Genomic DNA, 25,303 nt, shown 5'->3' with positions numbered 1-25,303 from the left:
CGGCCACACGACGGTCTGGAGGCTCGGTGCCGGATGGTGGGGAGCCTCCAGGCCGTCACGTGGTGCGGGACGGGCGCAGGACGCTCTCGTAGACCGCGACCAGTCCGTCGACGCGCTGTTCGACGCGGCCGCGGGCCGCGACCAGGGCGGCACTCGCCCGCTCGAGGAGCTCCGGCTCCTCGTGCACCCGCCGCACGACCGCCGCGATGCCTGCGGCATCCGGTGTCGGTGTCGTGAAGCCGCCGCCCTCGGGGACGACCTCGGCGAGGTCCGGGTCGCAGTGCACCACGGGCAGGCCGGTGGCGACGGCCTCGAGCATCACCATCGGCTGGTTGTCGAAGTCGACGGAGCTCGACACCAGCACGTGCGCGCGTCGCATGGCGGAGAGCACCTCGTCGTGCGGGGTGGAACCGTGCAGCCGGACCGGGGTGCCGACCACCGCCCGAGCGACCGCGGCACGCGCGACGCCGTCGCCGAGCACGTCGACCTCGGTGCCGGGCGGGAACGAGCGGGCGGCCTCGACCAGGACCTCCGGGCGCTTCTCGGGCGACAGCCGGCCGACCCAGAGCACCCGGAGCGGCTCGTCGACCGCCCGGGTCCGGACCGACGCCGGCCCGATCGCGTCGAGGACCGCGGGCTCGATGCCGTTCGAGACGACCGACACCGGGGTCCGCACGCCCCGGTCGACGAGCTTGTCGGCGAAGTGCCGCGACGGGACCACCACGTGGTCGCTCGCCCGTGACTGTGCGAGCATGACCCGCCACATCCGACGTGCCGTCCGGGTGCGGGTGTACGGGGCATCGGCCGCGACGTGGACGCCCCGACGGGGGACCTGCGTCGCGTGCAGGACGGCGAGCAGTGCGGTCGTCACGGTCGGCACGGGCAGGACGTTCCGCGTGTAGACGTCGATGCGGCCGTGCATCGTGTGGACCACCGGGATGCCGAGGTCCTGCGCGGCACGGAGCCCGCCGAGCGCGGCGAACATCTCGGAGTGGGTGTGCACGACGTCGATCCGGCGCGCGGTGAACTCGCGGCGGAGCAGGGCACGGACGCGACGCGGGGACCAGGCGAAGGGGTAGCCGTCCGGACGGAACACGGGGGACACGGGCAGGCCGACGACAGCCGGCGCGGCTGCGCCGCCGGGCGTGTGGGCGGGGCCGGCCGGGTCGTCGGGGCAGAAGACCGTGACGTCGTGCCCGGCCGTCGTGAGGGCCTCGGCGAGCGAGCGCACCGCCGTCTGGACGCCCCCGAGCGTCGGCAGGTAGTAGTCGGTGACCAGCGCGATGCGCACGAGCCGAGCCTAGGGGCCGCCCGGCCGGCCCGTAGGATCGGGACCGTGGGGGCGACGGGTAGCGGAGAGCGCGCGCTGGTCACGGGGGCGAGCGGGTTCGTCGGCGGTCACGTCGTGCGGACCCTGCGGTCGCACGGGTACCGCGTCACCGCCTCCGGCCGTCGGCCCGAGGCGTTGCCCGCGGGTCACGTGCACGTCGGTGCCCTCGACGACCTCGCCCGCTCGGACGTACCCGCCGACGTCGTCGTGCACTGTGCCGCGCTCAGCTCGCCGTGGGGGCCCTGGTCGGCCTTCGAGCACGCCAACGTCACCGGCACCGCCCGCGTGCTCGAGTACGCGCGACGGGTCGGGGCGCGGCGGCTCGTGCACGTCTCGTCGCCCGGCATCTACGCAGCACCCCGCGACCGGCTGGACATCCGCGAGGACCAGGTCGACCCGAGCCGCCCGATGAACCACTACATCCGCTCGAAGCTGCACGCGGAGGCACTCCTCCGTGCCGCGAGCGGCGACCCCGACGGACCCGAGATCGTCGTCCTGCGCCCCCGCGGCATCGTCGGCGCGGGGGACACCGGACTCGTGCCGAGGCTGCTGCGCGTGCACGACCGGGTCGGGGTACCGCTCCTGCGCGGCGGACGCGGACTCGTCGACCTGACCGCCGTCGAGAACGTCGCACACGCCGTCCGGCTCGCCGCCGAGGTACCGGAGGCCGCCGGGCTCGCCTTCAACATCACGAACGGGGACCCGCGCCCGTTCGTCGAGCTCCTCGACCAGCTGCTCACCGGACTCGGGGTGCGCCCGCGGTACCTGCGCCTGCCCGCCGGGCCGGTGTCCGCGCTGGCCGCCGTGCTCGAGGCCGTGTGCACGGTGCTGCCCGGACAGCCGGAACCACCGATCACCCGGTACACGGTGTCGACGATCACGCACTCGCAGACGCTCGACCTGACCCGAGCGCGGCGGGTGCTCGGCTACGAGCCCGTCGTCGGGCTCGACGCGGCACTGGCGAGCTACGCCGTCGCCGGGCAGCGGGGCCGTCGCGTGGGGGAGCAGCCGCGTGACTGAGCGTCCGTCGGACGGTCGCGTGGCGGAGCGCCCGCGCGGCGTCCTGCGCGCCGCCGCCTGCGGGTGGACGACCCACGACCTGCGCGGGCTCGTCCGCGGTGCCCCGCGCGGACGCCGGGTCTTCCCCGCGAACGTCTTCACCTGGACCGGTCCGGACCGCACCGTCCTGTTCGACACCGGGTACGCACCCCTGCCGTGGCGGACCGGTGCGGCCGGGTGGGCGTACCGACGCCTGCTCCCACCCGTGGTCCCGACGGGCAGCACGCTCGCCGACGCCGTCGACACGGACGCCGTCACGCACGTCGTCCTGTCCCACCTGCACCCCGACCACGTCGGCGGACTCGCCGCCGTCCCGCACGCCACGGTGTTCGTCACCGAGGGCATCGCCCGCAGCGTCGCCCGCCCACGGCTGCTCGCCGGGCAGCTGCGCGGACTGCTGCCCGAGGGGCTCGTCGACCGGCTCCGGGTCGTCCCGGACAGCGCCTTCGGCCCCGCCCCGACCGGTCCGCTCGCCGGGGCCGGACTCGCGACGGCCGACCCGTTCGGGGACGGTCGCACCCGCCTCGTCCGCCTGCCCGGACACGCGGACGGACACCTCGGCCTGCTGGTGGAGGACCGCGTGCTGCTCGCGGGCGACGCCGCGTGGAGCCGTGACCTGCTCGGGCGGGAACACGACCTGCGTCTCCTGCCGCGCGCGGTCGCGCACGACTCCGGAGCGCAGCGCGACACCGCCGAGCGCCTGCTCGCACTCGAGCGCGCGGGTGTCAGACTGCTGTTCAGCCACGACGAGCACCGGACCGGGGTGGACCTGCTCGCCGACGACGACGAGGACCGAGGGGGACCATGAAGCACTGCGCCATCGCCGGCTGGGGGACGGCACTGCCCGACCGGAGGGTCACCTACGGCAGCGGCACCCGGACCGTCACGCGCTACCGGATCGCCGACGACGTGTCACAGCTCGACATGCTCGCCGAGGCAGCCTCGCGCGCGATCGAGCGCGCCGGCATCGACGCCGCCGACCTCGACCTGGTGATCGCCGCCTGCGCCGCGGGCGTGCAGCCGATCCCGTGCACGGCGGCACTCGTGATGGAGCGGGTCGCACCCGACGCCCGGGCGGCCGCCCTCGACGTCAACTCCACCTGCACGAGCTTCATCACGGCGCTCGACGTCGCCTCCCGCTACCTGGAGGACGGCGATCACGAGCGGGTGCTCGTCGTGTCCGGTGACGTCGGGTCGCGCTTCCTGGACCCGACGCAGCGCGAGTCCGCCGAGCTGTTCTCGGACGCCGCCGCCGCCGTGGTGCTCACGCGCGGGGACGGCACGCAGGGTGTGCTCTCGGCGCTGCAGCAGACCTGGCCGGAGCACGCCCACGACACCGAGCTCCGGGGCGGTCTGTCCCGGTACCCGGCGCAGCGGTACGCCGAGGGAGACCCGGCGGACTACCTGTTCGACATGCACGGCCGCCGTGCCCTGACCGGGATGCTCCGGGTCCTGCCCGGGTTCTTCGCGCGGTTCTGGGAGCGCAGCGGGCTCGGGCTCGACGACGTCGACCTGGTCGTCCCGCACCAGGCCAGCGGGGCGATCGGGCTCGCGATGCGCCGGATCGGGATCCCGACGGACAAGTACGTCGACGAGGTCGCGGCGTTCGGGAACTCGGTGTCGTCGTCGGTGCCGTTCATGCTCGCGCGGTGCCTCGACGACGGACGACTCCGTCGCGGTGACACCGTGCTGCTCTGCGGGACGGCGGCGGGCCTGACCGCGAACGCCCTCGCGCTGCGCCTCTGACGTCTCGTGAGCCTGGCTGCCGGACACGACGACGCCCCCGCCGCTGTTGCGACGGGGGCGCCCGATGGCCCCTGATCCCCGGGGAGGCCACCGCTGGTCCGGCGGACCGCCCAGCACCGGACGGCCCACCGAGGTCGATCAACGCGCGGTGCGACCCGCGCGGGGGAGCAGCACGCCGAGGACGATCATCGCGACGGCGAGCAGCGCGTGCAGCACGTTGTCCGCGCTGTTCAGCGGGACGAAGTTCGCCGCGCCCGCCATGTTCGCGACGAAGAGGCCGAAGACGAACAGGACGGCGTAGATGATGCCGCCGATGAGCAGGTAGGAACGCGAGCCGGCTGCGGATCGGGCGGCGAGGATGCCGACGATGCCGAACAGCAGGTGGACGATGTTGTGCAGGGCCGACACCTGGAAGAGCCCGAGGAGCATGGCCATCGAGCTGTTGCCGGCGAACGACATGGTGCCCATGTCCATGGTCAGGCCGGGGATGAAGCCGGCGATGCCGACGATGAGGAAGACGACGCCGAAGAGCAGGGCGCCCTTCTGGACGAGGGTCGAAGCGAACCCGGTGCGGGGTGATGCTGCGTTGCTGGTCATGGTGCTGTCCTTCCGAATGCGTTCCACGACGGCGTCTCGAGGTCACCGCACAGGGGCAGCGTCGTCGTCGTACAGGGGTTTCGGAGCAGCTGCGCAGCCGGATTGGTGCGGCGTCGGGGTGGTCGTCCAGCGCGGTCGGGCACGCGCGAGTCCTCCGCTGGGATGACCTCGGGTCTCCACCCGTGGGGGGACGCGCTCGACGGGCCCGCGGAAATAGCGTGGACGACGTGATCGAGATCGAGCATCTGTCCAAGCGCTACGGCGCCAAGACCGCCGTCGACGACATCTCCTTCGTCGTCCGACCCGGCATCGTCACCGGCTTCCTCGGCCCGAACGGTGCCGGCAAGTCCACGACCATGCGGATGATCATGGGCCTCGACACGCCCACGGGCGGTCACGTGCGGGTCAACGGGCAGGAGTACCGGTCCTTCCGCGACCCGCTCCGCCAGGTCGGGGCGCTGCTCGAGGCGAAGGCCGTCCACTCGGGGCGCAGCGCCTCCAACCACCTGCTCTCGCTCGCGGCGACGCACGGCATCCCGAAGTCCCGCGTGCACCACGTCATCGAGCTCACCGGGCTCGAGTCGGTCGCGAAGAAGCGCGTCGGCGGGTTCTCCCTCGGCATGGGGCAGCGGCTCGGCATCGCGGCGGCACTGCTCGGCGACCCGAAGACCCTGATCCTGGACGAGCCGGTCAACGGCCTCGACCCGGACGGTGTCGTGTGGGTGCGTCAGCTCGCCCGGCACCTGGCGTCCGAGGGGCGCACGGTCTTCCTCTCCAGCCACCTGATGAGCGAGATGGCCCAGACCGCCGACCGCGTCGTCGTCCTCGGTCGCGGCAAGGTGCTCGCGGACGCTCCGATCGCGGAGTTCGTCGCCGGCAGCGGGCAGGGCGGCGGTGCACGCACCCTCGTCCGGACACCGCACCCCGACCAGCTGTTCGGGGCCGTCGGCTCCGCAGCGTCGTCGATCACCCCGCGCGAGGACGGCGCCTTCGTGGTGGTCGGGCCCGACGCGCAGCAGATCGGCACCATCGCCGCGCAGAGCGGTGCGGTGCTGCACGAACTCACCCCGATGGGTGCGAGCCTCGAGGAGGCGTACATGGCCCTGACCAAGGACGAGGTCGAGTACCAGGCGGAGGTCGCCCGATGAGCGCCGCGACCGCCACAGGCATGCCCAGCGGCGTCGGCCTCGGGTTCGGCCGCCTGGTCCGCAGCGAGTGGATCAAGTTCCGCAGCATCCGGTCCACCTGGTGGTGCTACGCCATCATCGTCGCCCTCACGATCGGTCTCGGCGCGATGATCGGCGCCGCTGCCCCCGTGATGGGACTCCCAGAGGGTGCCGAGGTCACGCAGGAGATCGCGAACCGGCAGATCGTCCTGCTGAGCACCTCGTCCGTCGGGTTCACCGTCCTGGTCGCCGCGGTGCTCGGAGTCCTCATCATCACCGGGGAGTACGGCACCGGCCAGGTCCGGTCCACCTTCACGGCCGACCCCGGACGCACGGGTGCGATCCTCGCCAAGGCCGTGGTCCTCGCCGTCGCGACCTTCGTCGTCAGCGCCGTCTCGACCTGGATCGGCGTCGCGCTCGTCGCGTTCTTCCAGGCGGACAAGGGCGTGCACGCCGATCTGGCCGATCCCGCGGTCGTCATGCCGGTCCTCGGATCGTCGGTCTACGTCACCGGGATCGCCCTGCTCGCCTTCGGCATCGGGCTCCTCGTCCGCTCCAGCGCCGGCGGCATCGCCATCGCGCTCGGCGTGCTGCTCGTCGTGCCGATCGTGCTGCAGCTCGTCGCCGGTCTGGTGGACCAGCAGTGGCTCCTCGACGTGTCGCGGTTCCTGCCCGACCAGGCCGGCAGCCAGCTCTACACCTACGAACGCTCCGCCGCGCAGCCTGCACCCGAGGGCGTCGTGCTGGACGGCTGGGCCGGTGGCGGGGTCCTGGCGGCGTGGGTCGTCGCGATCGGCGTGGTCGCGCTGGCCGCGGTGAAGAAGCGCGACGTCTGACGACGGAGCCGCCCACGGGTCACGACGTGACCACGCACGCCACGGGAGGCGCGGTGCCGGCTGGCACCGCGCCTCCCGTCCGTCTGCAGTCGGGGGGTCAGGCCGCCCGTGAGAACAGTCCGCGCAGGGCGCGCGTCAGCCGCCACGAGCGCCGTGGCTGCTGGACGACCTCGACCGCACGCGTCGGCATGCGGAAGGCGAGGTCGTGGAGCATGTTCCGCTTCGTGCCGTCCCAGTTCGCGAACAGGTACGAGCCGCCGATGAACGACATGCTCCGGACCGGCGTGCGCTTCCACGAGTCGGCAGCGACGTAGTAGCCGGCGTGGCCGGCGCGGATGTGGTCGATGACGGTGTCCACGTCGAAGACACCGGTCGTGGTGACGACGGTGGTGATGCCCGTTCGGTCGCGGGCGACGTACTCGATGAGGTGTTCGGTCACGGCGTGCTCTGATCTGTGTCTGACTCGACCGGCCCGTGAGGTCGGCGCTCGGGAGGTGTTCGGAACCGCCCTTGCTTCCGCCTGGATGGTACGCCGGAGGAAGGGGTTGCTTCCAGCCGGTGGTGCGGTCGGGGGACGAACGTCCGGACAGCGCGAGGAGCAGGGTGGTCTCATGCGTCTCACCCGTCACTCCCGTCCCGTCGGCCTGCTGCTCGTCGCTGCCGGAGCCACCCTCGCGCTCGCCGGGTGCACCGGCGGGAGCGACGCCGGACCGACCGCCACCGTGACGCGGACGGTCACACCCTCGCCGTCGGCCTCGTCCGCTGCGGGCGCTGCACCCGCCACGGGGTCGTCGGCACCGACCGCGACGCCGTCCTGCGGACCGTCCGACGGTGCCGCAGCCGCCGCTGGGCCGATCGCGGACCTGCCGCTGCCCGCCGGACTCGAGTCCGCGCGCTGGGACGCCTCGCACGCGGACACCTCGACCTACGACGGATGCGCCGCACTGTCCGCGGTGAGCGTCAGCGTGGCCGACGCCACCGCGAGCTCCCCGGTCGCGATCCTGCTGTTCCACGACGGGTCGTACCTCGGGACGGCCACGAAGGAGCAGTACCCGTTCGTCCCGCAGGTCACGCGGGAGTCGGCGGACGCGATCCGCGTCGAGTACCGGTACCCGCAGGGCTCGGACAGCAACGCCGACCCGTCCGGCCGGGCGACCGCGACCTACACGTGGAGCGACGCCACCGGCCGGGTCGTGATGTCCGGGGACGTCCCACCGACGCCGTGAGCCGTCGTGCCGGTGGCATGATGTCAGGGTGACCCTGACCCGCCCGGCGATCACCGCCGCCCTGCCCGGTGTCGCCCTCGCCGTCGTGATCGGCATCGCCGCCACCCTGGTCGGCCGCGCGGTCCCCGTCGTCGGCGGTCCGGTGCCGGCCGTCCTGCTCGGCGCCCTGGTGGGGTGGCTCGTGCGGCGTCGACGCCAGCAGGACGACGGGACCGCCGACCTCGGTGGGCTCCAGCCCGGCGTGAAGTTCGCGTCCAGCCGGGTCCTGCAGGCCGCGGTCGTGCTCCTCGGTGCGCAGCTGTCGATCGGCGAGGTCCTGCGCATCGGTGGCGAGACCCTGCCCGTGATGCTCACGACGCTCGTGGTCTGCCTGGTCGCCGCGTGGGGGATCGGCCGGCTGCTCCGGGTGTCGAGCACGCTCCGGACGCTCATCGGCGTCGGAACCGGCATCTGCGGGGCCTCCGCCATCGCGGCCGTCACACCCGTCGTCGGGGCGGCCAGCGCCGAGGTCGCCTACGCGCTGTCCACCATCTTCCTCTGCAACATCGCTGCGGTATTCGTCTTCCCCCTCGTCGGACACGCGCTCGGTCTGTCGCAGCACGCGTTCGGCGTCTTCGCGGGCACCGCGGTCAACGACACCTCGTCCGTCGTCGCGACCGCCACGGTGTACGGCCGCCAGGCGACCGACACCGCGGTCGTCGTCAAGCTGGTCCGGACGCTGATGATCATCCCGATCGTGATCGGGTTGGCCGGCCTGGAGGCACGCCGCACCGCTCGCACGCGGCCGGACACCGCGGACGGGTCGCGTCGCGCCGGGGGCGTCCGCGTGCTGCGGTTGGTCCCGTGGTTCCTGGTCGGGTTCCTCGTCGTCGTGCTGCTCCGCACCACCGGGGTCCTGCCCGCGGCGGCCGCTCCGGGGTTCTCGACGGCGGCGACGTTCCTCATCACGGTGGCGCTCGCCGCGGTCGGGGTCTCGACGGACTTCGCGGCCCTGCGTCGTGCCGGGTTCCGGCCGATGCTGCTCGGCATCGTGCTCTGGGTGCTCGTCGCCGGGACGAGCCTGGGCGTGCAGGCGGCCTTCGGCCAGCTCTGACGGGCAGGGCGCGTGCAGGCGGCGTCCACCGACGCTCCCACGCGACCACGAGACGGACGGGAGGCACGGTGCCAGCTGGCCCCGTGCCTCCCGTCCGCCGCGGCGGCGTCAGCCGCGCAGCGCCTCCGCCAGCTTCACGCGACCGCCCGTGCGGAGGAGCGCGTTCTCGTAGATGCGCGCACCCACGGCGACCACGACGACGACCGACGCGGCGACCACGAGCAGCGACACGATCGGCTCCCACCACTCGGCGGTCCCGAGGAAGATCCGCATCGGCATGCCGATCGGCGCGCTGAACGGGACGTACGACATGATCCCCACGATCGTCGGGTCGTCCGCCGCCACCACGATCAGGATGTACGGGATCATCACGAGCATCATCACCGGCATGGTGACGCTGCCGACGTCCTCCTGGCGGGAGACGAGCACGGCGGACGCGGCGAACAGCGCGGCGATGAGCACGAAGCCGACCGCGAAGAAGCCGACGAACCAGAGCACGCTCGGGCCGAGCAGGGTGAACAGGTTGTCCTGCCCGGTGACCGCCAGCGCCACGACTCCGGCGACCGCGATCGCGACGATCTGCGCGAACGCCATGATGCTGTTGCCGAGCACCTTGCCGGCGAGCAGTGCCCGAGCGGGGATCGCCGCCATCAGGATCTCGACCACGCGGGTGGACTTCTCCTCGACGACGCTCTGTGCGATCGACGAGCCGAAGGTCACGGCCGAGGCGAAGAACACGACGCCGAACATGATGCCGATGAGCGACACGAGTCCGGCGGGTAGGGCGCCCGGGTCGAGCAGTTCCACGCGGGGCGTGACGCTCAGGGCGTCCACGACGTCGGTCGGAGCGTCGTCGAGCCCGACGACCGAGTAGCCGAGGGCGTCGTCGGACGGCACGATCGCCGCATCGACCTCGCCGTCGCGCACCAGGCGCTCGGCCTGGGCGACCGTGCGTGTCGGGGTGACGTCGAACCCGTCGGTGGACTCGAGCGAGACCCCGTCGACGACCGCGACGGGTGTCGTGTCGTCCGCGGTGGCCTTGCCGACGATGCCGCCGATCACGATCGAGGCGACGACGACCACCAGCAGGATCGCCGCCGAGACCACGAAGGCCTTGCTGCGGAGGCGGGCCTGGATCTCGCGGGCAGTCACGAGCTGCACCGCCTGCACGAAGGAGCTGTTCATCGGACGACCTCCCGGAAGACCTCGCTGAGCCGGGGCACCCGCGGGGCGAACGACCCCACCGTGCCGTGCTGGACGGCGCGTTGCAGGACGCGCTGCGCGGTGGTGTCGTCGGCCTCGAACACGGCGTAGCCGCCGTCGAACTCGCGCACGGTAACACCCGGTTCGTCGCGGAGCCAGGCGACGTCGCCGTCGACGAGCAGCTCCCACGCGGCGGGCCCGGCGCTGCGGCGCAGGTCCTCCTGGGAGCCGGCGGCGCGGATCGTGCCGTCGGCGATCACGACCACGTCGTCGCAGAGCCGTTCGACCACGTCGAGCTGGTGGCTCGAGAAGAGCACCGGGACGCCCGTGGCGGCCTGTTCGCGGAGGACGCCGAGCACGGTGTCGACGGCCATCGGGTCGAGGCCCGAGAACGGCTCGTCGAGCACCAGGACCTCGGGGTCGTGCACGAGTGCGGCGGCGACCTGCACACGCTGCTGGTTGCCCAGGGAGAGCTTCTCGACGGCGTCGCCCGCGTGCTGCGCGAGGTCGAGGCGTTCGAGCAGCGCGCCCGTGCGCTGCCCGGCGGTCCGCTTGTCGACGCCGTGCAGACGCGCCAGGTAGGTGATCTGCTCGGCGACCGCCATCTTCGGGTAGAGCCCGCGTTCCTCGGGCATGTAGCCGAAGCGGCGGCGGTCGGTCGGCCCGACCTCGCTGCCGTCGATCGACACCCGTCCACTGTCCGCCTGCAGCACGCCGAGCAGGATCCGCATGGTCGTCGTCTTGCCGGCGCCGTTGCCGCCGACGAACCCGGTCAGCCGACCGCTGCCGACCGAGAACCCCACGTCGTCGAGCACCCGGCGGTCGCCGAAGTGCTTCGTGACCCCTTCGATGGTGAGCATCGCCCGTCCCCTTCCGCCGGCGGTCCTCGCCGACGTCTCGACGCTACGGTCCGGCAGGCCCGTCCCACCTCCGGCACGAGGTGGGACTTCCCGGAGCCTCGGCTCCACCGCACGGGGGAGCGGACTCCGTCGGCGCTCCGTCAGCTCGCGGAGGCGACGCCCCGTTCGAAGGCCCAGACGACCGCCTGGATCCGGTCCCGCACTCCGGTCTTCTGCAGGACGTTCGACACGTGCGTCTTCACGGTGGCCTCGCCGACGAAGAGCTCGCGGGCGATCTCGGCGTTGCTGTACCCGCGGGAGAGCAGGCGCAGCACCTCGGCCTCGCGCTCGGTGAGGCCGGCCGCGGCGATCGCGGCCGCGCCGGTCTCCGGAGCGGCCGTCCCACCGTCGCCGCCGTCGGCCCCGGGGCAGTCCGGCCCGTGACCGGCGGTCGCGCGGCTGATCACCCGACGGGTGACGTCGGGGGCGAGCAACGCGTCCCCGGCTGCGATCGTCCGGACGGCGTCGATCAGCCGTTCGGGGGAGGCGTTCTTCAGCAGGAACCCGCTCGCCCCCGCCTCGAGCGCCTGGAAGAGGGCGTCGTCGTCGTCGAACGTGGTGAGCACGAGGACCGCCGGAGGATCCGGCAGCGCACCGATCCGCCGTGCCGCCTCGAGCCCGTCGACGCCCGGCATCTGCACGTCGAGGCACACCACGTCCGGCCGCAGTGCGACGACGGCGTCGACCGCGGCGGCTCCGTCCGGGGCCTCGCCGACCACCCGGAAGCCCGGCTCGGACTCCAGGATGACGCGGAAGCCGGCGCGCACCAGGTCCTGGTCGTCCGCGAGCACGATCGTCAGGTCGTCGGCAGCCATGCCCGTACCAGGTACCCTCCCCGGGCACGCGGCCCGATCTCGATGCGTCCACCCACCGCGGCGACGCGTTCCCGCATCCCGACGTGTCCCAGCCCGCTGCCGCTCGTGCTGCGGGCCGCTCGGGCGCCGTGTCCGTCGTCCGTGACCTCGACCTCGATGCCGTCGTCGAGGTAGCGCAGCCGCAGGTCGGCCCTGGCGGTCGGCCCGGCGTGCTTCACGACGTTCGTCACGGCCTCCTGCGCGATCCGGAACGCCACCGCGCCGACGGTCGGCGGGACCGGGCGTTCGTCGCCGACGACCACGAGGTCGCCGTCGTGGCCCGCGGTCCGCAGGGCCTCGACGAGTTCCGGCACCCGGCCGAGGCCTGCCGTGCTCGGTGCCGTGTCGGTCGCGCTCGCACCCCGGTCGTCCTCGCGCAGGGTGCCGAGCATGCGACGGAGTTCCTCGACCGCCGTGCGGGCGCTGTCCTCGACGACGGTGAGCGAGGCGGTCGCCTGCGCAGGATCGCGGTCGACCACGCGGCGCGCGGCTCCGGCCTGGACGCCCATCAGCGACACGTGGTGCGCGACCACGTCGTGCAGTTCGCGGGCGATCCGGACCCGCTCGAGGGTGACCGCCTGGGCCGCCGTGCGCTCCCGCTCGGCCGCGAGCTCGGCGGTGCGCTCTCGGAGGTCGTGCTTGGCGCCCGCGGCCGCCCACGCCCGGTTGCCCGCGTACCAGGCACCGCCGAAGTACAGCACGTTGATCAGGATGTTGACCAGCGAGTACGCGACGTACGGCGGGATGAGCGCGTCCTCGTCGTTCGGCAGGGCACTCGGCACCGCCCACCCGAACGAGAGCGAGACGAACACCCAGGCGAACATCCCCCCGATGATCACCCAGCGGACCGCCTCGGCACGGACGCGGTCCGAGCACCAGGCGCCCACCGTGTAGAGCGCGATGAAGAGGGTGAAGTTGACGAGGACGATCTCGGGCACGTGGAGCAGCTGCGTCGCGGCGAACGCCAGCGCGGACACGACGGCGACCGTCATCGGCCACCGGCGGCGGAACGCGATCGGTGCGGCGTTCGCGACGACCATCAGCGCCGAGACCCACCACGGTGCCTGCTCGTCCTCGTACACGCCCGCGGCGCCGTACAGCGTCGTCGTGACGGCCAGGCCGACGCCGAGCACCAGCGCGAGCAGTTCGTCCTGGCGGTGCTCCCGCGGCCCGACGGGCAGCCGGGCCCACCTCTCCGTCGTCCTCCCCATGCGGGCAACGCTACCGGGTGGGCACCGCCGACCGCAGGCCCCGGCGGGCGACCAGGAGCGGGACAGCGGCGGCGATCGCCACCACGGCCGCTGCAATCAGGAACGTCGCCTCCGTGCCCGCCGGCTCGACCAGCGCACCGGCGGCCGCCGCCCCGAGCGCCTGCCCGGCGACGAGCACCACGAAGAGCAGCGCGGTGCCCGCGGCCGCGTGCTGCTGGTCGGTCTCGGTCGTCCACGTGATGAGTGCGCCGGTCGCCGCGGTGTAGGCCCACCCGAACACCGCACACGCCACCAGGGCGGCCACGACGAGGTGGGGCAGCAGCCCGAGCGCGAGGACCGCGACGGCCGCGAGCGTCGTCGTCAGCGACCACGTCCGAGCGGCGGGCACCCCGCTCGTCCACCGGGCCGTCACCGCCACCGAGGCCCCGCCGACACCGAGCACGACCCACGCGACGACGGTCAGTGCACTCGGCACGCCCGCGCCGACGAGCACCGAGCGACCGTACGTCCAGACCACCGCCGAGCCGGCGCCGAAGAGCAGGGCGACCACGACCGGCGCGACCTGCGCACCGAACCACGAGCGGTCGGGCAGCACGGCTTGCGGAGCAGGCCCGGACGTGACCGCGCGCTCGGTCGTCCCCGCCGCGAGGAACACCACGGCCCCCACCAGCAGCGTCGCGATCCCGGCGACGGCCCACGCGGTGCGCCAGTCCGGCAGGAGCACGAGCGCGAGCACCCCGGCGGCGACGAGCCCCGGCCCCGTGCCGGAGTTCACGACCGCCTGTGCCCGGTCACGCACCGCGCCGTCGACACGGCCGGCGACCAGCTGCACCATCGCCGGCGACGCCAGCCCTGCCCCGGTGGACGCCACGACGGCGGACGTCCCGAACACCGGGGTCGTCGTGCTCGCGGCCATCACGATCGCGCCCACGCCCGCCGTGAGCGCCGCGCCGACGACGAGCCACCGGGCGGCCCGGCCCGCGAGGAGGAACCCCGCGACGGCGCCGACGCAGTACAGGACGGAAGCGGCCGAGGACACCGCACCGCCGACGTCCGCCCCGAAGCCGAGGTCGCGCTGCACGTCCGGCAGGAAGAGCCCGTACGCCAGGCGCACCAGCCCGTAGGTCGCGGCGACGAGTCCGAGCCCGCCGAGCACCAGGATGCGAGTCCGTAACGAAAACGATCGTTTCACTTCTGCGACCCTAGGCTGGCGGCATGGCAATGCGTCCAGGGACCGAGCAGCGGGTGCTCGACGCTGCCGAGGAGCTCTTCTTCACACGGGGCATCGCGGCGACGCCGATCGACGCCGTGCTTGAGCGCGCGGGGGTGTCGTCGGCGACGCTCTACCGCGGGTACCCGAGCAAGGAGGCCCTCGTCGCCGCGGCACTCGACCGACGCCACGAGGACTGGGTCGCGACGTGGGACCGGGCGCTCGAGCGGGCGACGGACGACCGCGGCCGGGCGCTCGCCGTGTTCGACGCCCTCGACGACTACCGGACCACCCCGGCGGGCTCCCGCTGGTGCGCGTTCCTCGGCACCGCTGCCGAGTACGTCGACGCCCCGGAGGACCTGCGCGCCGTCCTCGACCGCGAGACCGACACCCTGCGCCGGCGTCTGACGGAGACCGCGCGTCCGCTCGTCGGGGACCGTGCCCCCGCGTTCGCCGAACAGCTGCTGCTCGTCGTCTCCGGGTCGCTGGCGATGCGCCTGCGCGACCCAGCTGCGGACGCGACGACCGCCCGGGCGGTCGCGACCGCACTCCTGCCCTGACGGTCGGGCCAGGACTGCCCTGCCGGCCGGCCCACGATGCGGACGGGAGGCACGGTGCGGGTGACGGACGTCCGTCACCTGCGCCGCGCCTCCCGTCCGGTCCGTGACGACTGCGAGCCGGCCGCTCAGTGCGCGGGGACCACCAGGTCGTCGACCGCGGTCAGCACGTCCGCGACCTCGGTGCGGGTCGTGTAGTCGACGTGCACGTCGGCGAAGCGGACCACGCCGTCCGCGTCGATCACGAAGACCGACGGGAACGGGATGGCGGCGGTGTCGTCGGCGTTGCTGTCGGCGACGTCGAAGCCGAGCTGCGTGTGCGCCGCCCGCGCAGCGGCGCTCGGCTCGGTGACGATGCCGAAGCGTCCGGCGAGCACGTTCTCCGGGTCGGTGAGCACGGGGAAGGCGAGCTCGCCGTTCGCGATCGACTGCTCGGCGGCCTCCGGCGTCTGCGGGGACACGGCGACGAGCTGCACGCCGCGCTCCTGCAGGGCGGGCAGGAGTTCCTGCTGGTACGTGCGCAGGGTGATGTTGCAGTAGGGGCACCAGGCGCCGCGGTAGAAGACGACGACGGTCGGGGCGGAGCCGCGGACCGCCGCGAGCGAGGTCTCCTCGCCCGCCGGGGTGACCAGGCGCGCGTCCGGGGCGGTCTCACCGACACCGACGACACCGTCGGGCACGCCCGAGGCGCGCAGGTCGGCCTGCTCACCGTCGAAGACCGCGGACAGTTCCGGGCCGATCTGGGCGGTGAAGCCCTGGTTGAAGTCGTCCACCTGGCGGGCGATGGTCTGGTCGGTCACGTCGGTCTCCTCGGGTCCGGGTCACCGGCGAGCGGGCCGGTGCGTGGAGCGTAGGCAGGTGTCCTCGGGAGGGGAACGGCCGTCGTCACGGAGCGTCATCCGCGGAGCGGGGCGTGACGCGCACTCAGGTCTTCGGTGGTCGGATGATCGGGTCGCTCCACTCCGGGAACGGCGGGTACTCGCCGGGGAGGGACTCCTCGGGGTACTCCCCGTCGTTGCGGCCGCCGACGGCCTCGGTGAGCTCGAGTCCGTCGTTGGTCCAGAAGAGTCCGCTGTACACGGTGAGCGCGTGGTGGCCGTTGTCGACGATGAGGTACCGCACGTGCCAGCCGTCGTCGGTGACCGCCCACACATCGTGGTTCTTCCCGAGCGTGCGCTCTCGCCAGGGCCAGCCCTGGTCCTCGAAGTAGTCGATCATCGGTCGGAGTTCACGACGGTCGTTGCCAGCGTCGGGGGAGGACCAGACGCGTGATGTGCGCAGGTCGTAGCTGTTCTCGGTGGTCGAACCGACCAACGGGGCAACGCCGTCACCGCCGATGCCGGGGACGCGGTCGCCCATGGTCCATCGCCACTCGCCGTCGTGCACCTGGCGTTGCGCGGCAGCGAGCACCTGCTGCATCCGCTCGTAGCGCTCGTGGTACCGGTCGAACTCCTCGTGGAGCGACATCCGTGCGACGTCCTCCTGCGTTGTCCCTGCGGCGTCGACGGGCATGCGGTCTCCTCCTGCCGTGCACCCGGACAGGAGCCAAGTGCAGACGGCGATTGCCATGAGGACGCTGATCGATCGCATGGTCTTCATCCTCGCCCTCCCGTTGCGATGATCTGCGAGATGGTGTCCTGAGCAGTTGAACCGGGGGTCAGGTAACCGACCTGGCCGGCGGTCTCGGGGTACATGTCGTGGCCTGTCACGGCCGCGAGGCCGCCCGCCGCTTCGGAGCTGAAGACCTCGACGTCCGGCAGGTCGCGTGGATCGGTCCGGCCGATCCTGCCGGTGATGGCGGTGTGGTCCGCCTGCCCTTCCGTTGCGTACACGCGGTCGACGTTGAGGTGTTCCGGCTCGGTCGCATCCGTGATACCCACCGATCCGTAGGTGACGAAGGTGTCGACGCGGTGTCGGGTCTGAACCAGTGCTTCGGCTGCGGTCGTCGAGCCGTACGAGTGGCCGAGCACCGTGAGTCGACGCGGCGCGCCCCCTCGGCTCTCGTGGATGCCGTCGAGGAAGGACGCCAGTTCGGCCCCACCGGCGGCAGCTCGTCCCTGCGCCGGGACCTCGGGCAGAGCAGGTGCGCGGTAGCCGAACCAGGACACGACCGCGTAGGACGTCGCGCCGTCGATGTCTGCAGCGGAGCCGAGGAGTCCCGACGCAGCGCGAACCTTCTGAAGCGTACTGCCGAGGGTCGTCGTCGCTCCGGGGACGCTCACCGTGACGTTCTCGGCGGTGTCGAGGTTGCCCAGCACGACCGCGGCGACGGGGGCGCCGTTCGCGACGCCGAAACCGACGAGCTGTGCCACTGCGTCCGACGGAGCGCGTAGTTCGGCCGCGATCCGGTCAGCTCGCTGGAGGCCTTGAGCGAGCGCGCGGACCTGCGCGGTGAACTCCTCGATGCTCACCGCGCCGTACGTGGAGATCAGGCCGAAGAGTCGGTACATCCGTTCCGGGTCTCGAATCGCCACGGCGAGCACCCGCCGCGAGGACACGTCACGAGCGACGGCAGGCACCCCGTCGAGGTTCGCCACCTGCACCTGTGTGCGCAGCGGGAGCGCCGCGATGTCCTCCGCGGTGAGCCCGAGCTCCTTCCACGCCGCCGCGACCTGCGCCGGGGTCAGGGACGGGTCCAGCAGCCGCTGTACAGCCGGGGACAGGGTCGACGCTCCGGCGACGTCGAGCGCGACGTCGGCGACCGACCCTCCGCCGGCAGCCTCGAACGCGTCGGCGACCCGCGCCGCCCACCGGGCGTCCTCGGCGTTCTCGTCGAGGTACTCGCCGAAGCCGCCGGGCAGCGGGGGTGCCTCGACGGGGACCCACCCGCACCGGTCCCGGAACCCCGCCCACGCGTTCCGGACGCGGACGAGGTCCTGCTCCGTCGCGCCGTCCTGCGCCTGGGCCGCGGCGGCGAACTGTCGCAACCGGTCCGGATCGGCACTGCTGCGCCCGGTCGACTGCGCTCCGGTCCGTCGTCGGTGTCGAGCGCGGAAGGTCGCGGTGACGGGCGCCGGTCTGATCGGGGGATCGGCGGGCTCCGGATCGAAGACCGCTGCGCTCGCGTCGAGCACGGGCTCCCACACGGCGCCCACGCCGACCAGCGCGTGCTGGCGGTCGGCCGCTCGTCGCTGCCAGGCCGCGAGCTCCGACCGGCGCCGGCGCTCCCGCGAGGCTTGGTGCAAGGCGATCCGCACCTGGTCGGCGAGGTCGTCGAGCGCGCGTGCGAGGCGTACCCGGTCCTCGGACTCGACGGTCCTGGCCGTCTCGAACAGGCGCGCGTACCCGCCGTCGAAGTCCCGCAGCGCTGCTTCGGCAGCGCTCCGTCGCGGCCATGCACTCCCGCGCAGCGCCAACGCCGCGTGCGCAGCGCACGCTGCGAGCCGCGCAGCTGCGGCGTCGTCGAACTCGAACCCCACGTTCCACCCCCATGACCGGACCGGCAAGGTGTGAAACGTAGCATTTCAGTAAGAGCGAGACGAAGCCTGTGGAGTACGGCCCTTCGTGGGACGGGAGGCGCGGATCCAGCCCGCCCCGCGCCTCCCGTCCGCCTTCGTGCGGGACGCATGCTGGGAGGCGCACACGACGGGAAGCACGCCGCACCACGGAACGACGTGGCGCGGCGTGCCTCCCGTTGTGCGGGAGCACAGCGCGCCGCCCCTCGGTGCAAGCGCGAGCGCCGCGCCGCACCGCGCCTCAGGCGCGACCGCGGTTGCGCCGCCGGATCTCCTTCGGTGCCCGCCCCGCCATGAACGACCGGGCGGGGTCGACCAGGAACCCCTGGCGCAGCGCCTCGCGGCCGACGAGCATCCGGAAGCCCATCTGGTCGCGGTTGCTCAGCGTGACCTCGGCATCGATCGTGCGGCCCGCGAGCGTGATCGGCGTCAGCACGACGATGCGCTCCTGCGTGTGCCCCGTCGAGCTCCGGACGATCCGCCGGTCGTGCACGTCGCACTCGTGCGTGACGGCGTCGGCGTCGGTGTCCTGCCACGGGTGCACCGAGAAGCGCACCCGGTCGCCGGGGAGCTCCTCGAGGTCGAACGCGTGCAGTGCCGAGCTCCGCGCCCCGGTGTCGAGCTTCACCTTGATCCAGGGCAGGTCCAGCCCGGGCAGGGCAGCCCACTCACGCCATCCTGCGATCGTCGGGTTCCGGGCCATGTGCCCATCCTGTCGCATGCTTTGATTGAGCGTCGCCGTCGACGTCTCGACCCCGTGGAGCAACCCCGATGAAACTCGCCATCCTGTCGCGCGCCCCGCACGCGTACTCGACGCAGCGTCTGCGTGCCGCAGCGGTCGACCGCGGACACGAGGTCAAGGTGCTGAACACGCTGCGCTTCGCCATCGACCTGTCCGGCGAGGAGCCCGACCTGCTGTACCGCGGCAAACTGCTCAGCGACTACGACGCCGTGCTCCCGCGCATCGGCAACTCGATCACCTACTACGGCACCGCCGTGGTCCGGCAGTTCGAGCAGATGGACGTCTACACGCCGAACACGGCCACGGGGATCACGAACTCCCGCGACAAGCTCCGGGCGAACCAGATCCTGTCCCGGCACCACATCGGCATGCCGGCGACCACCTTCGTGAACAGCCGCGCGGACGTCCGCGGTGCGATCGACAGCGTCGGCGGGGCGCCGGTCGTCATCAAGCTCCTCGAGGGGACGCAGGGCATCGGCGTGATCCTGGCGCCCGAGGCGAAGGTCGCCGAGTCGATCGTCGAGACCCTGCACTCCACGAAGCAGAACGTGCTCATCCAGGCGTTCATCTCGGAGAGCCGGGGCCGCGACATCCGCGCACTCGTCGTGGGGGACCGGGTGGTGGCCGCGATGCGGCGCAGCGCGTCGGGCGACGAGTTCCGGTCGAACGTGCACCGCGGCGGCACGGTGGAGAAGGTCACCCTCAGCCCGGAGTACGAGGAGGCGGCGGTGCGCTCGGCGCAGATCATGGGCCTCCGCGTCGCGGGCGTCGACATGCTCGAGGGCAACGACGGGCCGCTCGTGATGGAGGTCAACTCGTCCCCGGGCCTCGAGGGCATCGAACGCGCGACCGGTCTCGACGTCGCCGGCGCGATCATCGACTTCATCGGCAACCAGGTCGCGTTCCCGGAGATCGACGTCCGCCAGCGCCTCAGTGTCTCGACCGGCTACGGCGTGGCCGAGCTCCTCGTGCACACGAACGCCGACCTGGTGGGCAAGACGATCAAGGAGTCCGGGCTGTGGGACCGGGACATCACGGTCCTGACCCTGCACCGCGGGGCCTCGGTGATCCCGAACCCCCGCAGCGGTGTCGAACTGCAGGCCAGCGACCGCCTGCTCTGCTTCGGCAAGCTCGAGGAGATGCGCTCGATGATCCCGGACCGCCGCCGCCGTCGGTCGAAGGTCCGCAAGCTGCCCAAGGACGCCTGACCGGTGCCGCCCAGCGCACCCGGATCGCGTACCCAGGTCAGATGCGGAAGTATGTGTCGGTGACGATCATGACGGAACGACCGGTCGACCAGTCGACGAGCAGCGAACCGGAGCGCCCCGGCAACGCCACGGCGAAGCACCAGAACGTGTCGCTCCTGTCGGTGGCGACGACCGTCGCGGACCGCGTGACGACGTCCGCGGACATCGAGGCGAAGCTCCGCGGGGCCCTGCGTCGGCTCCGTCTCCCGACCGGTCTGCTCGAGCGGGTCGCCGGGGTCACCGAGCGCCGCAACTGGGGCGAGGACCAGACCTTCCAGGACGCCGCGATCGACGCCGGCCGCCGCGCGATGGCCGAAGCGGGCATCCGGCCGGAGGACGTCGGACTGCTCATCAACACCTCCGTCACCCGTCCGCACCTCGAGCCGAGCGTCGCCGTCCGCCTGCACCACGGGCTCGGGCTGCCGACGTCGGCGATCAACTTCGACATCGCGAACGCGTGCCTCGGCTTCGTCAACGCGATGAGCGTCGCCGCGGGGATGATCGACTCCGGCCAGGTCAAGTACGCGCTCATCGTCGACGGCGAGGACGCCGACCAGGTGCAGCTCAACACGATCGACCGCCTGAACCAGGGCGGCCGGAACCGCAAGGACTTCATGAGCGAGTTCGCGAGCCTGACCCTCGGGTCGGGTGCCGCGGCCGCCGTGCTCGGCCCGTCCGACGTCCACCCCGAGGGGCACCGCATCATCGGCGGCGTCACCCGTGCGGCGACGCAGTGGTACGACCTGTGCGTCGGCAGCGTGGACGGCATGTTCACGGACGCGAAGATGCTGCTCAAGGGCGGCATGGAGCTGGTCGTCGCCGCCTGGAACGAGGCACGGGCGCACTTCGACTGGGCGGACATGGACCGCTACGTGCTGCACCAGGTCTCCGACGTGCACACGAACGCGTTCGTCGAGGCCATCGGCATCCCGCGCACCAAGGTCCCCACCACGTACCAGCGCTACGGCAACGTCGGTCCGGCGTCGATCCCGATCACCCTGGCCGACGAGGTCGACCGCGGCGGAATCACGCGCGGCGACCGTGTCTTCCTCGGCGGCGTCGGCTCGGGCATCAACACGGCGATGATGGAACTGCGCTGGTGAGGTCCGGCCTCCCGCGCGTCGCCGCCAGCACGGCTCCGGCGACGCTCCCGCCGCCCCTGCCCGGACTCGACCCGGCCTGGTCCCGCCTGGTCACGGTCCCCGCGTCGACGGACGGTCGGCCGGGAGGCCCGCCCCGCCCCGCGCGCACCTGGCACCTCCTCGACACGGCCGGTCAGCTCGACGCGCTCGGCGTCACGCCGGTCGGCACCCTGCTCTGCGTGCACGGCAACCCCACGTGGTCCTACCTGTGGCGGACCGTCGCAGCCCGCACGCTCGACGCCGCCCGGGCCGGTGGCCCGGCCTGGCGCGTGGTCGCGGTCGACCAGCTCGACATGGGCTTCTCGGAGCGCACCGCTGACCAGCACCGCCTGGCCGACCGCGTCCGCGACCTCGGTGCCCTGACCGACGAGCTCGGGCTCACCGGACCCGTCGTCACCCTCGGGCACGACTGGGGCGGTGTCGTCTCGCTCGGCTGGGCGGTCGACCACCCCGACCTCGTGGTGGGCGTGGCGACGTGCAACACCGCCGTGCACCAGCCCGACGACGCCCCGATCCCCGCACCGCTGCGGCTCGCGCTGCGCCCCGACGTGCTCGGGCGCGGGACGGTGCTGACCCCGGCGTTCCTCGAGACGACGCTGGCCATCGCGCACCCGAAGCTCGACCGGCCCGTCGCCGACGCCTACCGGGCCCCGTACCGCGGCGCCGCCCGTCGTGGCGGGATCGGTGGGTTCGTCGCGGACATCCCCGTCGACGCCACGCACCACAGCGCCGGCGAGCTCGACCGCATCGCCGCCGGTGTCGCCGCGCTCGACGTCCCGGCGCTGGTCATGTGGGGGCCGCGCGACCCGGTGTTCCTCGAGCGCTACCTCGACGACCTGATCGACCGGGTGCCGCACGCCGACGTGCACCGCTTCGAGGGTGCCGGGCACCTGCTGCCGGACGACGCCGACGTCGCGGGGACCGTCCTCGACTGGCTGGGTGACCGCCTGCCGGAGGGCCACGCGCCCGACGGTGGCGAGCCGAGCCTCCAGGCCGATGCCGGTGCCGGTGCTCCTGCCGCCGCCGCCGAGGCTCGCGGTGTCCGACCGGTCTCGAGCGATGCGGCTCGAGACGCGTCGCCCGACGCGGGTCCCGGCCACCGCCCGCTGTGGGCTGCGCTCGACGACCTGCGCGACAGCGACGAGCCCGCGCTCGTCGAGATGGCGACCGCCGGCGGGCCCCGCACGGTCTCGTGGCGGCTGCTCGCCCGTCGGGTGCGTGAGGTCGCCGCCGGCCTCGCCGACCTCGGCGTCCGCCCCGGTGACCGGGTGTCCCTGCTCGTCACGCCCGGTGCCGACCTGACGGCCGTCCTGTACGCCTGCGTCCGCATCGGTGCCGTCGTCGTCGTCGCGGACGCGGGGCTCGGCCTCCGCGGCCTGACCCGCGCCGTCCGCGGTGCCCGACCGGACTGGGTGATCGGCGCGCTGCCCGGCCTGGCCGCCGCCCGCGCCCTGGGCTGGCCGGGACGACGCATCGCGACGGTCACGCTCCCGGCGCCCGCGCGGCGGGCGCTCGGCGTGGAGCACACCCTGGTCGAGGTCGCCCGACGCGGTGCCCGTCGACTCGCGGCCGGTGCGGAGCTGCCCGCAGCGCCCTCGCCGGACGCTCCCGCCGCCGTCCTGTTCACCTCGGGCTCCACCGGGCCGGCGAAGGGCGTCGTGTACACGCACGGGCAGCTCGCCGCGGTGCGGGACGTCCTGGCGGCGCAGTACGGCGTCGGCGTCGGCACCGGCCTGGTCGCGGGCTTCGCACCGTTCGCCCTGCTCGGCCCCGCGCTCGGCGCCCGGTCGGTCGCGCCGGACATGGACGTCACCGCGCCGAGGACCCTGACGGCGCGGGCGGTGGCCGATGCGGTCGCCGCGGCCGACGCGACCGTGGTGTTCCTCTCGCCCGCGGCGCTCGCGAACGTCGTGGCGACGGCCTCGGCACTGACCGCCACCGACCGGGAGTCGCTCGCGCGGGTGCGCCTGTTCCTGTCCGCGGGCGCGCCGGTGTCTGCTTCGCTCCTCGCCTCGGCGACCGACCTGATGCCGAACGCGGCGGCGCACACCCCCTACGGCATGACCGAGGGGCTGCTGATGACCGACGTCGACCTGGACGGCGTGCGGTCGGCCGCCGCCGCTCCGGACGACGGCATCTGCGTCGGGCGGCCAGCGGCCGGGGTCCGCGTGCGCATCGCGCCGCTCGACGACGACGGCGCGCCGACCGGTGCCCTGACGGACCGCGCCGGTGTCACCGGCGAGGTCGTCGTCGCAGCACCGCACGTCCGCGACCGGTACGACCGGCTCTGGCGCACCGACCGGGTGTCGCGGCTCGGCGTCGACGACCCGCGTGGACACCGCACCGGTGACGTCGGGCACCTCGACGCCGGCGGACGCCTGTGGATCGAGGGCCGGCTGCAGCACGTCGTGACGACCCCGGACGGCGTCGTCACCCCGGTCGGGCCCGAGCAGCGGATCGAGCGGGTCGACGGGGTCGGCCGTGCGGGCATCGCGGGGATCGGTCCCACGGGCACCCAGCAGGTCGTCGCCGTCGTGGAGACCGTCCCCGCGGCACGACGTCCGGGGCTCGCGGCGGCCGACCTCGCCGCCGCGGTCCGTGCGGCCGCAGGGGTGCCGCTCGCCGCGGTGCTCGTCGTCCCGGTCCTGCCGACGGACATCCGGCACAACTCGAAGGTCGATCGCGCACGGCTGTCGCGATGGGCGTCGACGGTGCTCGGCGGCGGCCGGATGGTCCGCCCGTGAGGGTCCTCGTCACCGGGGCCAGCGGGTTCCTCGGCCGGGCGACCGCCGCCGCCGTGCGCGACGCCGGGCACGACGTCAGGACCTTCCAGCGCCGGCCGTCCGGGGTCGACGGGGTGGAGGACGCCCTCGGCACGATGACCGACACCGCGGCGGTCGCGCGCGCGGTCGCCGGCGTGGAGGCCGTGGTGCACCTGGCCGCGAAGGTGTCGCTCGCCGGTGACCCGGCCGACTTCGCCCGCGTCAACGTCTCGGGGACGAGCGCGCTGCTCGATGCCGCACGCGCCACCGGTGTCGGGCGCTTCGTCTTCGTGTCGTCGCCGTCCGTGGCGCACACCGGGTCGTCCCTGGCGGGCGCCGCCGCCGACCCCGCCGAGCCGACGGCTGCGCGCGGGCACTACGCGCGCACGAAGGCAGCCGCCGAGCTGCTGGCGCTCGCGGCGGACGCGCCGGGCTTCGCGGTCGTCGCCGTCCGCCCGCACCTGGTGTGGGGGCCGGGGGACACCCAGCTGGTGGGCCGCATCGTCGACCGCGCACGCGCCGGGCGGCTGCCGCTCCTCGACTCGGGCGCAGCGCTCATCGACACCCTCTACGTCGACAACGCCGCGTCGGCGATGGTCGCCGCGCTCGAGCACGCGGCCGACGACGCCCTGCACGGCAACGCCTACGTCGTGACGAACGGCGAACCCCGACCGGTGGGGGAGCTCCTGGCGGGGATCTGCACGGCGTCCGGGGTCCCGGCACCGCGGCTGCACGTGCCCGCGGCGCTGGCCCGCGCGGCGGGCTCGGTCGTCGAGGCGGCATGGCGGGTGCGTCCCGGGGCGGACGAGCCGCCGATGACGCGGTTCCTCGCGGAGCAGCTGTCGACGGCGCACTGGTTCGACCAGCGGCGGACACGGGCCCACCTGCACTGGGCGCCGACGGTCTCGATCGACGAGGGGCTCCGGCGACTCCGGAGCGGGTCGAGCGCCGCCCACTGACCGGCGCGC

General features: G+C 73.4%; 24 protein-coding genes. 12 read left to right on the top strand and 12 right to left on the bottom strand.

Annotated elements, in window-relative coordinates:
* Positions 1-55: 55 nt before the first annotated feature.
* Positions 56-1,291, bottom strand: a complete 1,236-nt coding sequence (locus C1N91_RS13615; protein ID WP_137768159.1) for a glycosyltransferase — start codon at positions 1,289-1,291, stop codon at positions 56-58.
* A 45-nt stretch (positions 1,292-1,336) separates the two neighbouring features.
* Between C1N91_RS13615 and C1N91_RS13610 the strand changes: the two genes are divergently transcribed.
* Genes C1N91_RS13610 through C1N91_RS13600 form a run of 3 tightly spaced genes read left to right on the top strand, consistent with a single transcriptional unit; the run spans position 1,337 to position 4,135 of the window.
* Positions 1,337-2,350, top strand: a complete 1,014-nt coding sequence (locus tag C1N91_RS13610) for an NAD-dependent epimerase/dehydratase family protein (RefSeq protein WP_137768158.1) — start codon at positions 1,337-1,339, stop codon at positions 2,348-2,350.
* Complete coding sequence (locus tag C1N91_RS13605; protein ID WP_137768157.1) at positions 2,343-3,197, top strand: MBL fold metallo-hydrolase; 855 nt, start codon at positions 2,343-2,345, stop codon at positions 3,195-3,197. The genes C1N91_RS13610 and C1N91_RS13605 overlap by 8 nt, the downstream gene beginning before the upstream one ends.
* Positions 3,194-4,135: a 3-oxoacyl-ACP synthase III family protein gene (locus tag C1N91_RS13600; protein ID WP_137768156.1), complete on the top strand. Its 942-nt coding sequence runs from the start codon at positions 3,194-3,196 to the stop codon at positions 4,133-4,135. The genes C1N91_RS13605 and C1N91_RS13600 overlap by 4 nt, the downstream gene beginning before the upstream one ends.
* 138 nt (positions 4,136-4,273) lie before the next feature.
* Here C1N91_RS13600 and C1N91_RS13595 read toward each other — a convergent pair whose 3' ends face one another.
* Positions 4,274-4,732 carry a DUF4383 domain-containing protein gene (locus C1N91_RS13595; RefSeq protein ID WP_058727314.1) on the bottom strand — a complete coding sequence of 153 codons (459 nt, stop codon included), beginning with the start codon at positions 4,730-4,732 and terminating at the stop codon, positions 4,274-4,276.
* A gap of 227 nt (positions 4,733-4,959) precedes the next feature.
* On the opposite strand from C1N91_RS13595, the gene C1N91_RS13590 reads away from it, so the two are divergent.
* The gene (locus C1N91_RS13590; RefSeq protein WP_137768155.1) at positions 4,960-5,880 is read left to right on the top strand and encodes an ABC transporter ATP-binding protein; all 921 of its coding nucleotides are present in this window, start codon (positions 4,960-4,962) and stop codon (positions 5,878-5,880) included.
* Positions 5,877-6,734, top strand: a complete 858-nt coding sequence (locus tag C1N91_RS13585) for an ABC transporter permease subunit (protein ID WP_058749199.1) — start codon at positions 5,877-5,879, stop codon at positions 6,732-6,734. The genes C1N91_RS13590 and C1N91_RS13585 overlap by 4 nt, the downstream gene beginning before the upstream one ends.
* A gap of 97 nt (positions 6,735-6,831) precedes the next feature.
* Here C1N91_RS13585 and C1N91_RS13580 read toward each other — a convergent pair whose 3' ends face one another.
* Complete coding sequence (locus C1N91_RS13580; protein WP_058727312.1) at positions 6,832-7,173, bottom strand: hypothetical protein; 342 nt, start codon at positions 7,171-7,173, stop codon at positions 6,832-6,834.
* A gap of 172 nt (positions 7,174-7,345) precedes the next feature.
* Between C1N91_RS13580 and C1N91_RS13575 the strand changes: the two genes are divergently transcribed.
* Positions 7,346-7,960, top strand: a complete 615-nt coding sequence (locus C1N91_RS13575) for an LppP/LprE family lipoprotein (protein ID WP_175416032.1) — start codon at positions 7,346-7,348, stop codon at positions 7,958-7,960.
* 28 nt (positions 7,961-7,988) lie between these two features.
* Positions 7,989-9,053 (top strand): YeiH family protein, encoded by a 1,065-nt coding sequence (locus C1N91_RS13570; RefSeq protein ID WP_175416031.1) that lies wholly within the window; start codon positions 7,989-7,991, stop codon positions 9,051-9,053.
* 108 nt (positions 9,054-9,161) lie between these two features.
* On the opposite strand, the gene C1N91_RS13565 is transcribed toward C1N91_RS13570, so the two are convergent.
* From C1N91_RS13565 to C1N91_RS13545, 5 genes are all read right to left on the bottom strand, one after another.
* The gene (locus C1N91_RS13565; RefSeq protein WP_137768152.1) at positions 9,162-10,238 is read right to left on the bottom strand and encodes an ABC transporter permease; all 1,077 of its coding nucleotides are present in this window, start codon (positions 10,236-10,238) and stop codon (positions 9,162-9,164) included.
* Entirely contained in the window at positions 10,235-11,116 is an 882-nt protein-coding gene (locus tag C1N91_RS13560; protein ID WP_137768151.1) for an ABC transporter ATP-binding protein, read from the bottom strand. The genes C1N91_RS13565 and C1N91_RS13560 overlap by 4 nt, the downstream gene beginning before the upstream one ends.
* A 140-nt stretch (positions 11,117-11,256) precedes the next feature.
* Entirely contained in the window at positions 11,257-11,970 is a 714-nt protein-coding gene (locus tag C1N91_RS13555; RefSeq protein WP_137768150.1) for a response regulator, read from the bottom strand.
* The gene (locus C1N91_RS13550) at positions 11,952-13,220 is read right to left on the bottom strand and encodes a sensor histidine kinase (protein ID WP_137768149.1); all 1,269 of its coding nucleotides are present in this window, start codon (positions 13,218-13,220) and stop codon (positions 11,952-11,954) included. The genes C1N91_RS13555 and C1N91_RS13550 overlap by 19 nt, the downstream gene beginning before the upstream one ends.
* Positions 13,221-13,230: 10 nt before the next feature.
* Positions 13,231-14,412 (bottom strand): MFS transporter, encoded by a 1,182-nt coding sequence (locus C1N91_RS13545; RefSeq protein ID WP_175416030.1) that lies wholly within the window; start codon positions 14,410-14,412, stop codon positions 13,231-13,233.
* A 23-nt stretch (positions 14,413-14,435) separates the two neighbouring features.
* On the opposite strand from C1N91_RS13545, the gene C1N91_RS13540 reads away from it, so the two are divergent.
* Entirely contained in the window at positions 14,436-14,990 is a 555-nt protein-coding gene (locus C1N91_RS13540) for a TetR/AcrR family transcriptional regulator (protein ID WP_137768147.1), read from the top strand.
* Between the two features lie 125 nt (positions 14,991-15,115).
* On the opposite strand, the gene C1N91_RS13535 is transcribed toward C1N91_RS13540, so the two are convergent.
* The 4 genes from C1N91_RS13535 to C1N91_RS13520 all read right to left on the bottom strand — a co-directional run bounded on the left by C1N91_RS13535 (position 15,116) and on the right by C1N91_RS13520 (position 19,145).
* Positions 15,116-15,787 carry a peroxiredoxin-like family protein gene (locus C1N91_RS13535; RefSeq protein WP_137768146.1) on the bottom strand — a complete coding sequence of 224 codons (672 nt, stop codon included), beginning with the start codon at positions 15,785-15,787 and terminating at the stop codon, positions 15,116-15,118.
* Positions 15,788-15,911: 124 nt separating this feature from the next.
* A complete protein-coding gene (locus C1N91_RS13530) occupies positions 15,912-16,499 on the bottom strand; it encodes a hypothetical protein (RefSeq protein WP_137768145.1) in 588 nt (195 codons plus the stop codon).
* Between the two features lie 83 nt (positions 16,500-16,582).
* On the bottom strand, positions 16,583-18,433 hold the full coding sequence (locus C1N91_RS13525) for an alpha/beta hydrolase (RefSeq protein WP_137768144.1): 1,851 nt from the start codon (positions 18,431-18,433) through the stop codon (positions 16,583-16,585).
* Between the two features lie 250 nt (positions 18,434-18,683).
* Positions 18,684-19,145 carry an ATP-dependent zinc protease family protein gene (locus C1N91_RS13520; protein ID WP_066656091.1) on the bottom strand — a complete coding sequence of 154 codons (462 nt, stop codon included), beginning with the start codon at positions 19,143-19,145 and terminating at the stop codon, positions 18,684-18,686.
* 68 nt (positions 19,146-19,213) lie between these two features.
* Here C1N91_RS13520 and rimK point away from each other — a divergent pair, with 68 nt between their 5' ends.
* From rimK to C1N91_RS13500, 4 genes are all read left to right on the top strand, one after another.
* Positions 19,214-20,392, top strand: coding sequence for a 30S ribosomal protein S6--L-glutamate ligase (gene rimK, locus C1N91_RS13515; RefSeq protein ID WP_137768143.1), 1,179 nt, complete (start codon positions 19,214-19,216; stop codon positions 20,390-20,392).
* Positions 20,393-20,460: 68 nt separating this feature from the next.
* The gene (locus C1N91_RS13510) at positions 20,461-21,534 is read left to right on the top strand and encodes a 3-oxoacyl-ACP synthase III (protein WP_137768842.1); all 1,074 of its coding nucleotides are present in this window, start codon (positions 20,461-20,463) and stop codon (positions 21,532-21,534) included.
* On the top strand, positions 21,531-24,317 hold the full coding sequence (locus C1N91_RS13505; protein WP_137768142.1) for an alpha/beta fold hydrolase: 2,787 nt from the start codon (positions 21,531-21,533) through the stop codon (positions 24,315-24,317). The genes C1N91_RS13510 and C1N91_RS13505 overlap by 4 nt, the downstream gene beginning before the upstream one ends.
* Entirely contained in the window at positions 24,314-25,294 is a 981-nt protein-coding gene (locus tag C1N91_RS13500; protein WP_137768141.1) for an NAD-dependent epimerase/dehydratase family protein, read from the top strand. Before C1N91_RS13505 ends, C1N91_RS13500 begins: the two co-directional genes overlap by 4 nt.
* The last annotated feature ends 9 nt before the right edge of the window (positions 25,295-25,303 follow it).

Origin of the sequence: Curtobacterium sp. SGAir0471, from assembly GCF_005490985.1 — a bacterium.
In the GTDB taxonomy this organism is placed as follows: Bacteria; Actinomycetota; Actinomycetes; order Actinomycetales; family Microbacteriaceae; genus Curtobacterium.
The sequence above is the reverse complement of the archived record's forward strand: the minus strand, read 5'-3'. Positions and strand labels throughout refer to the sequence as shown.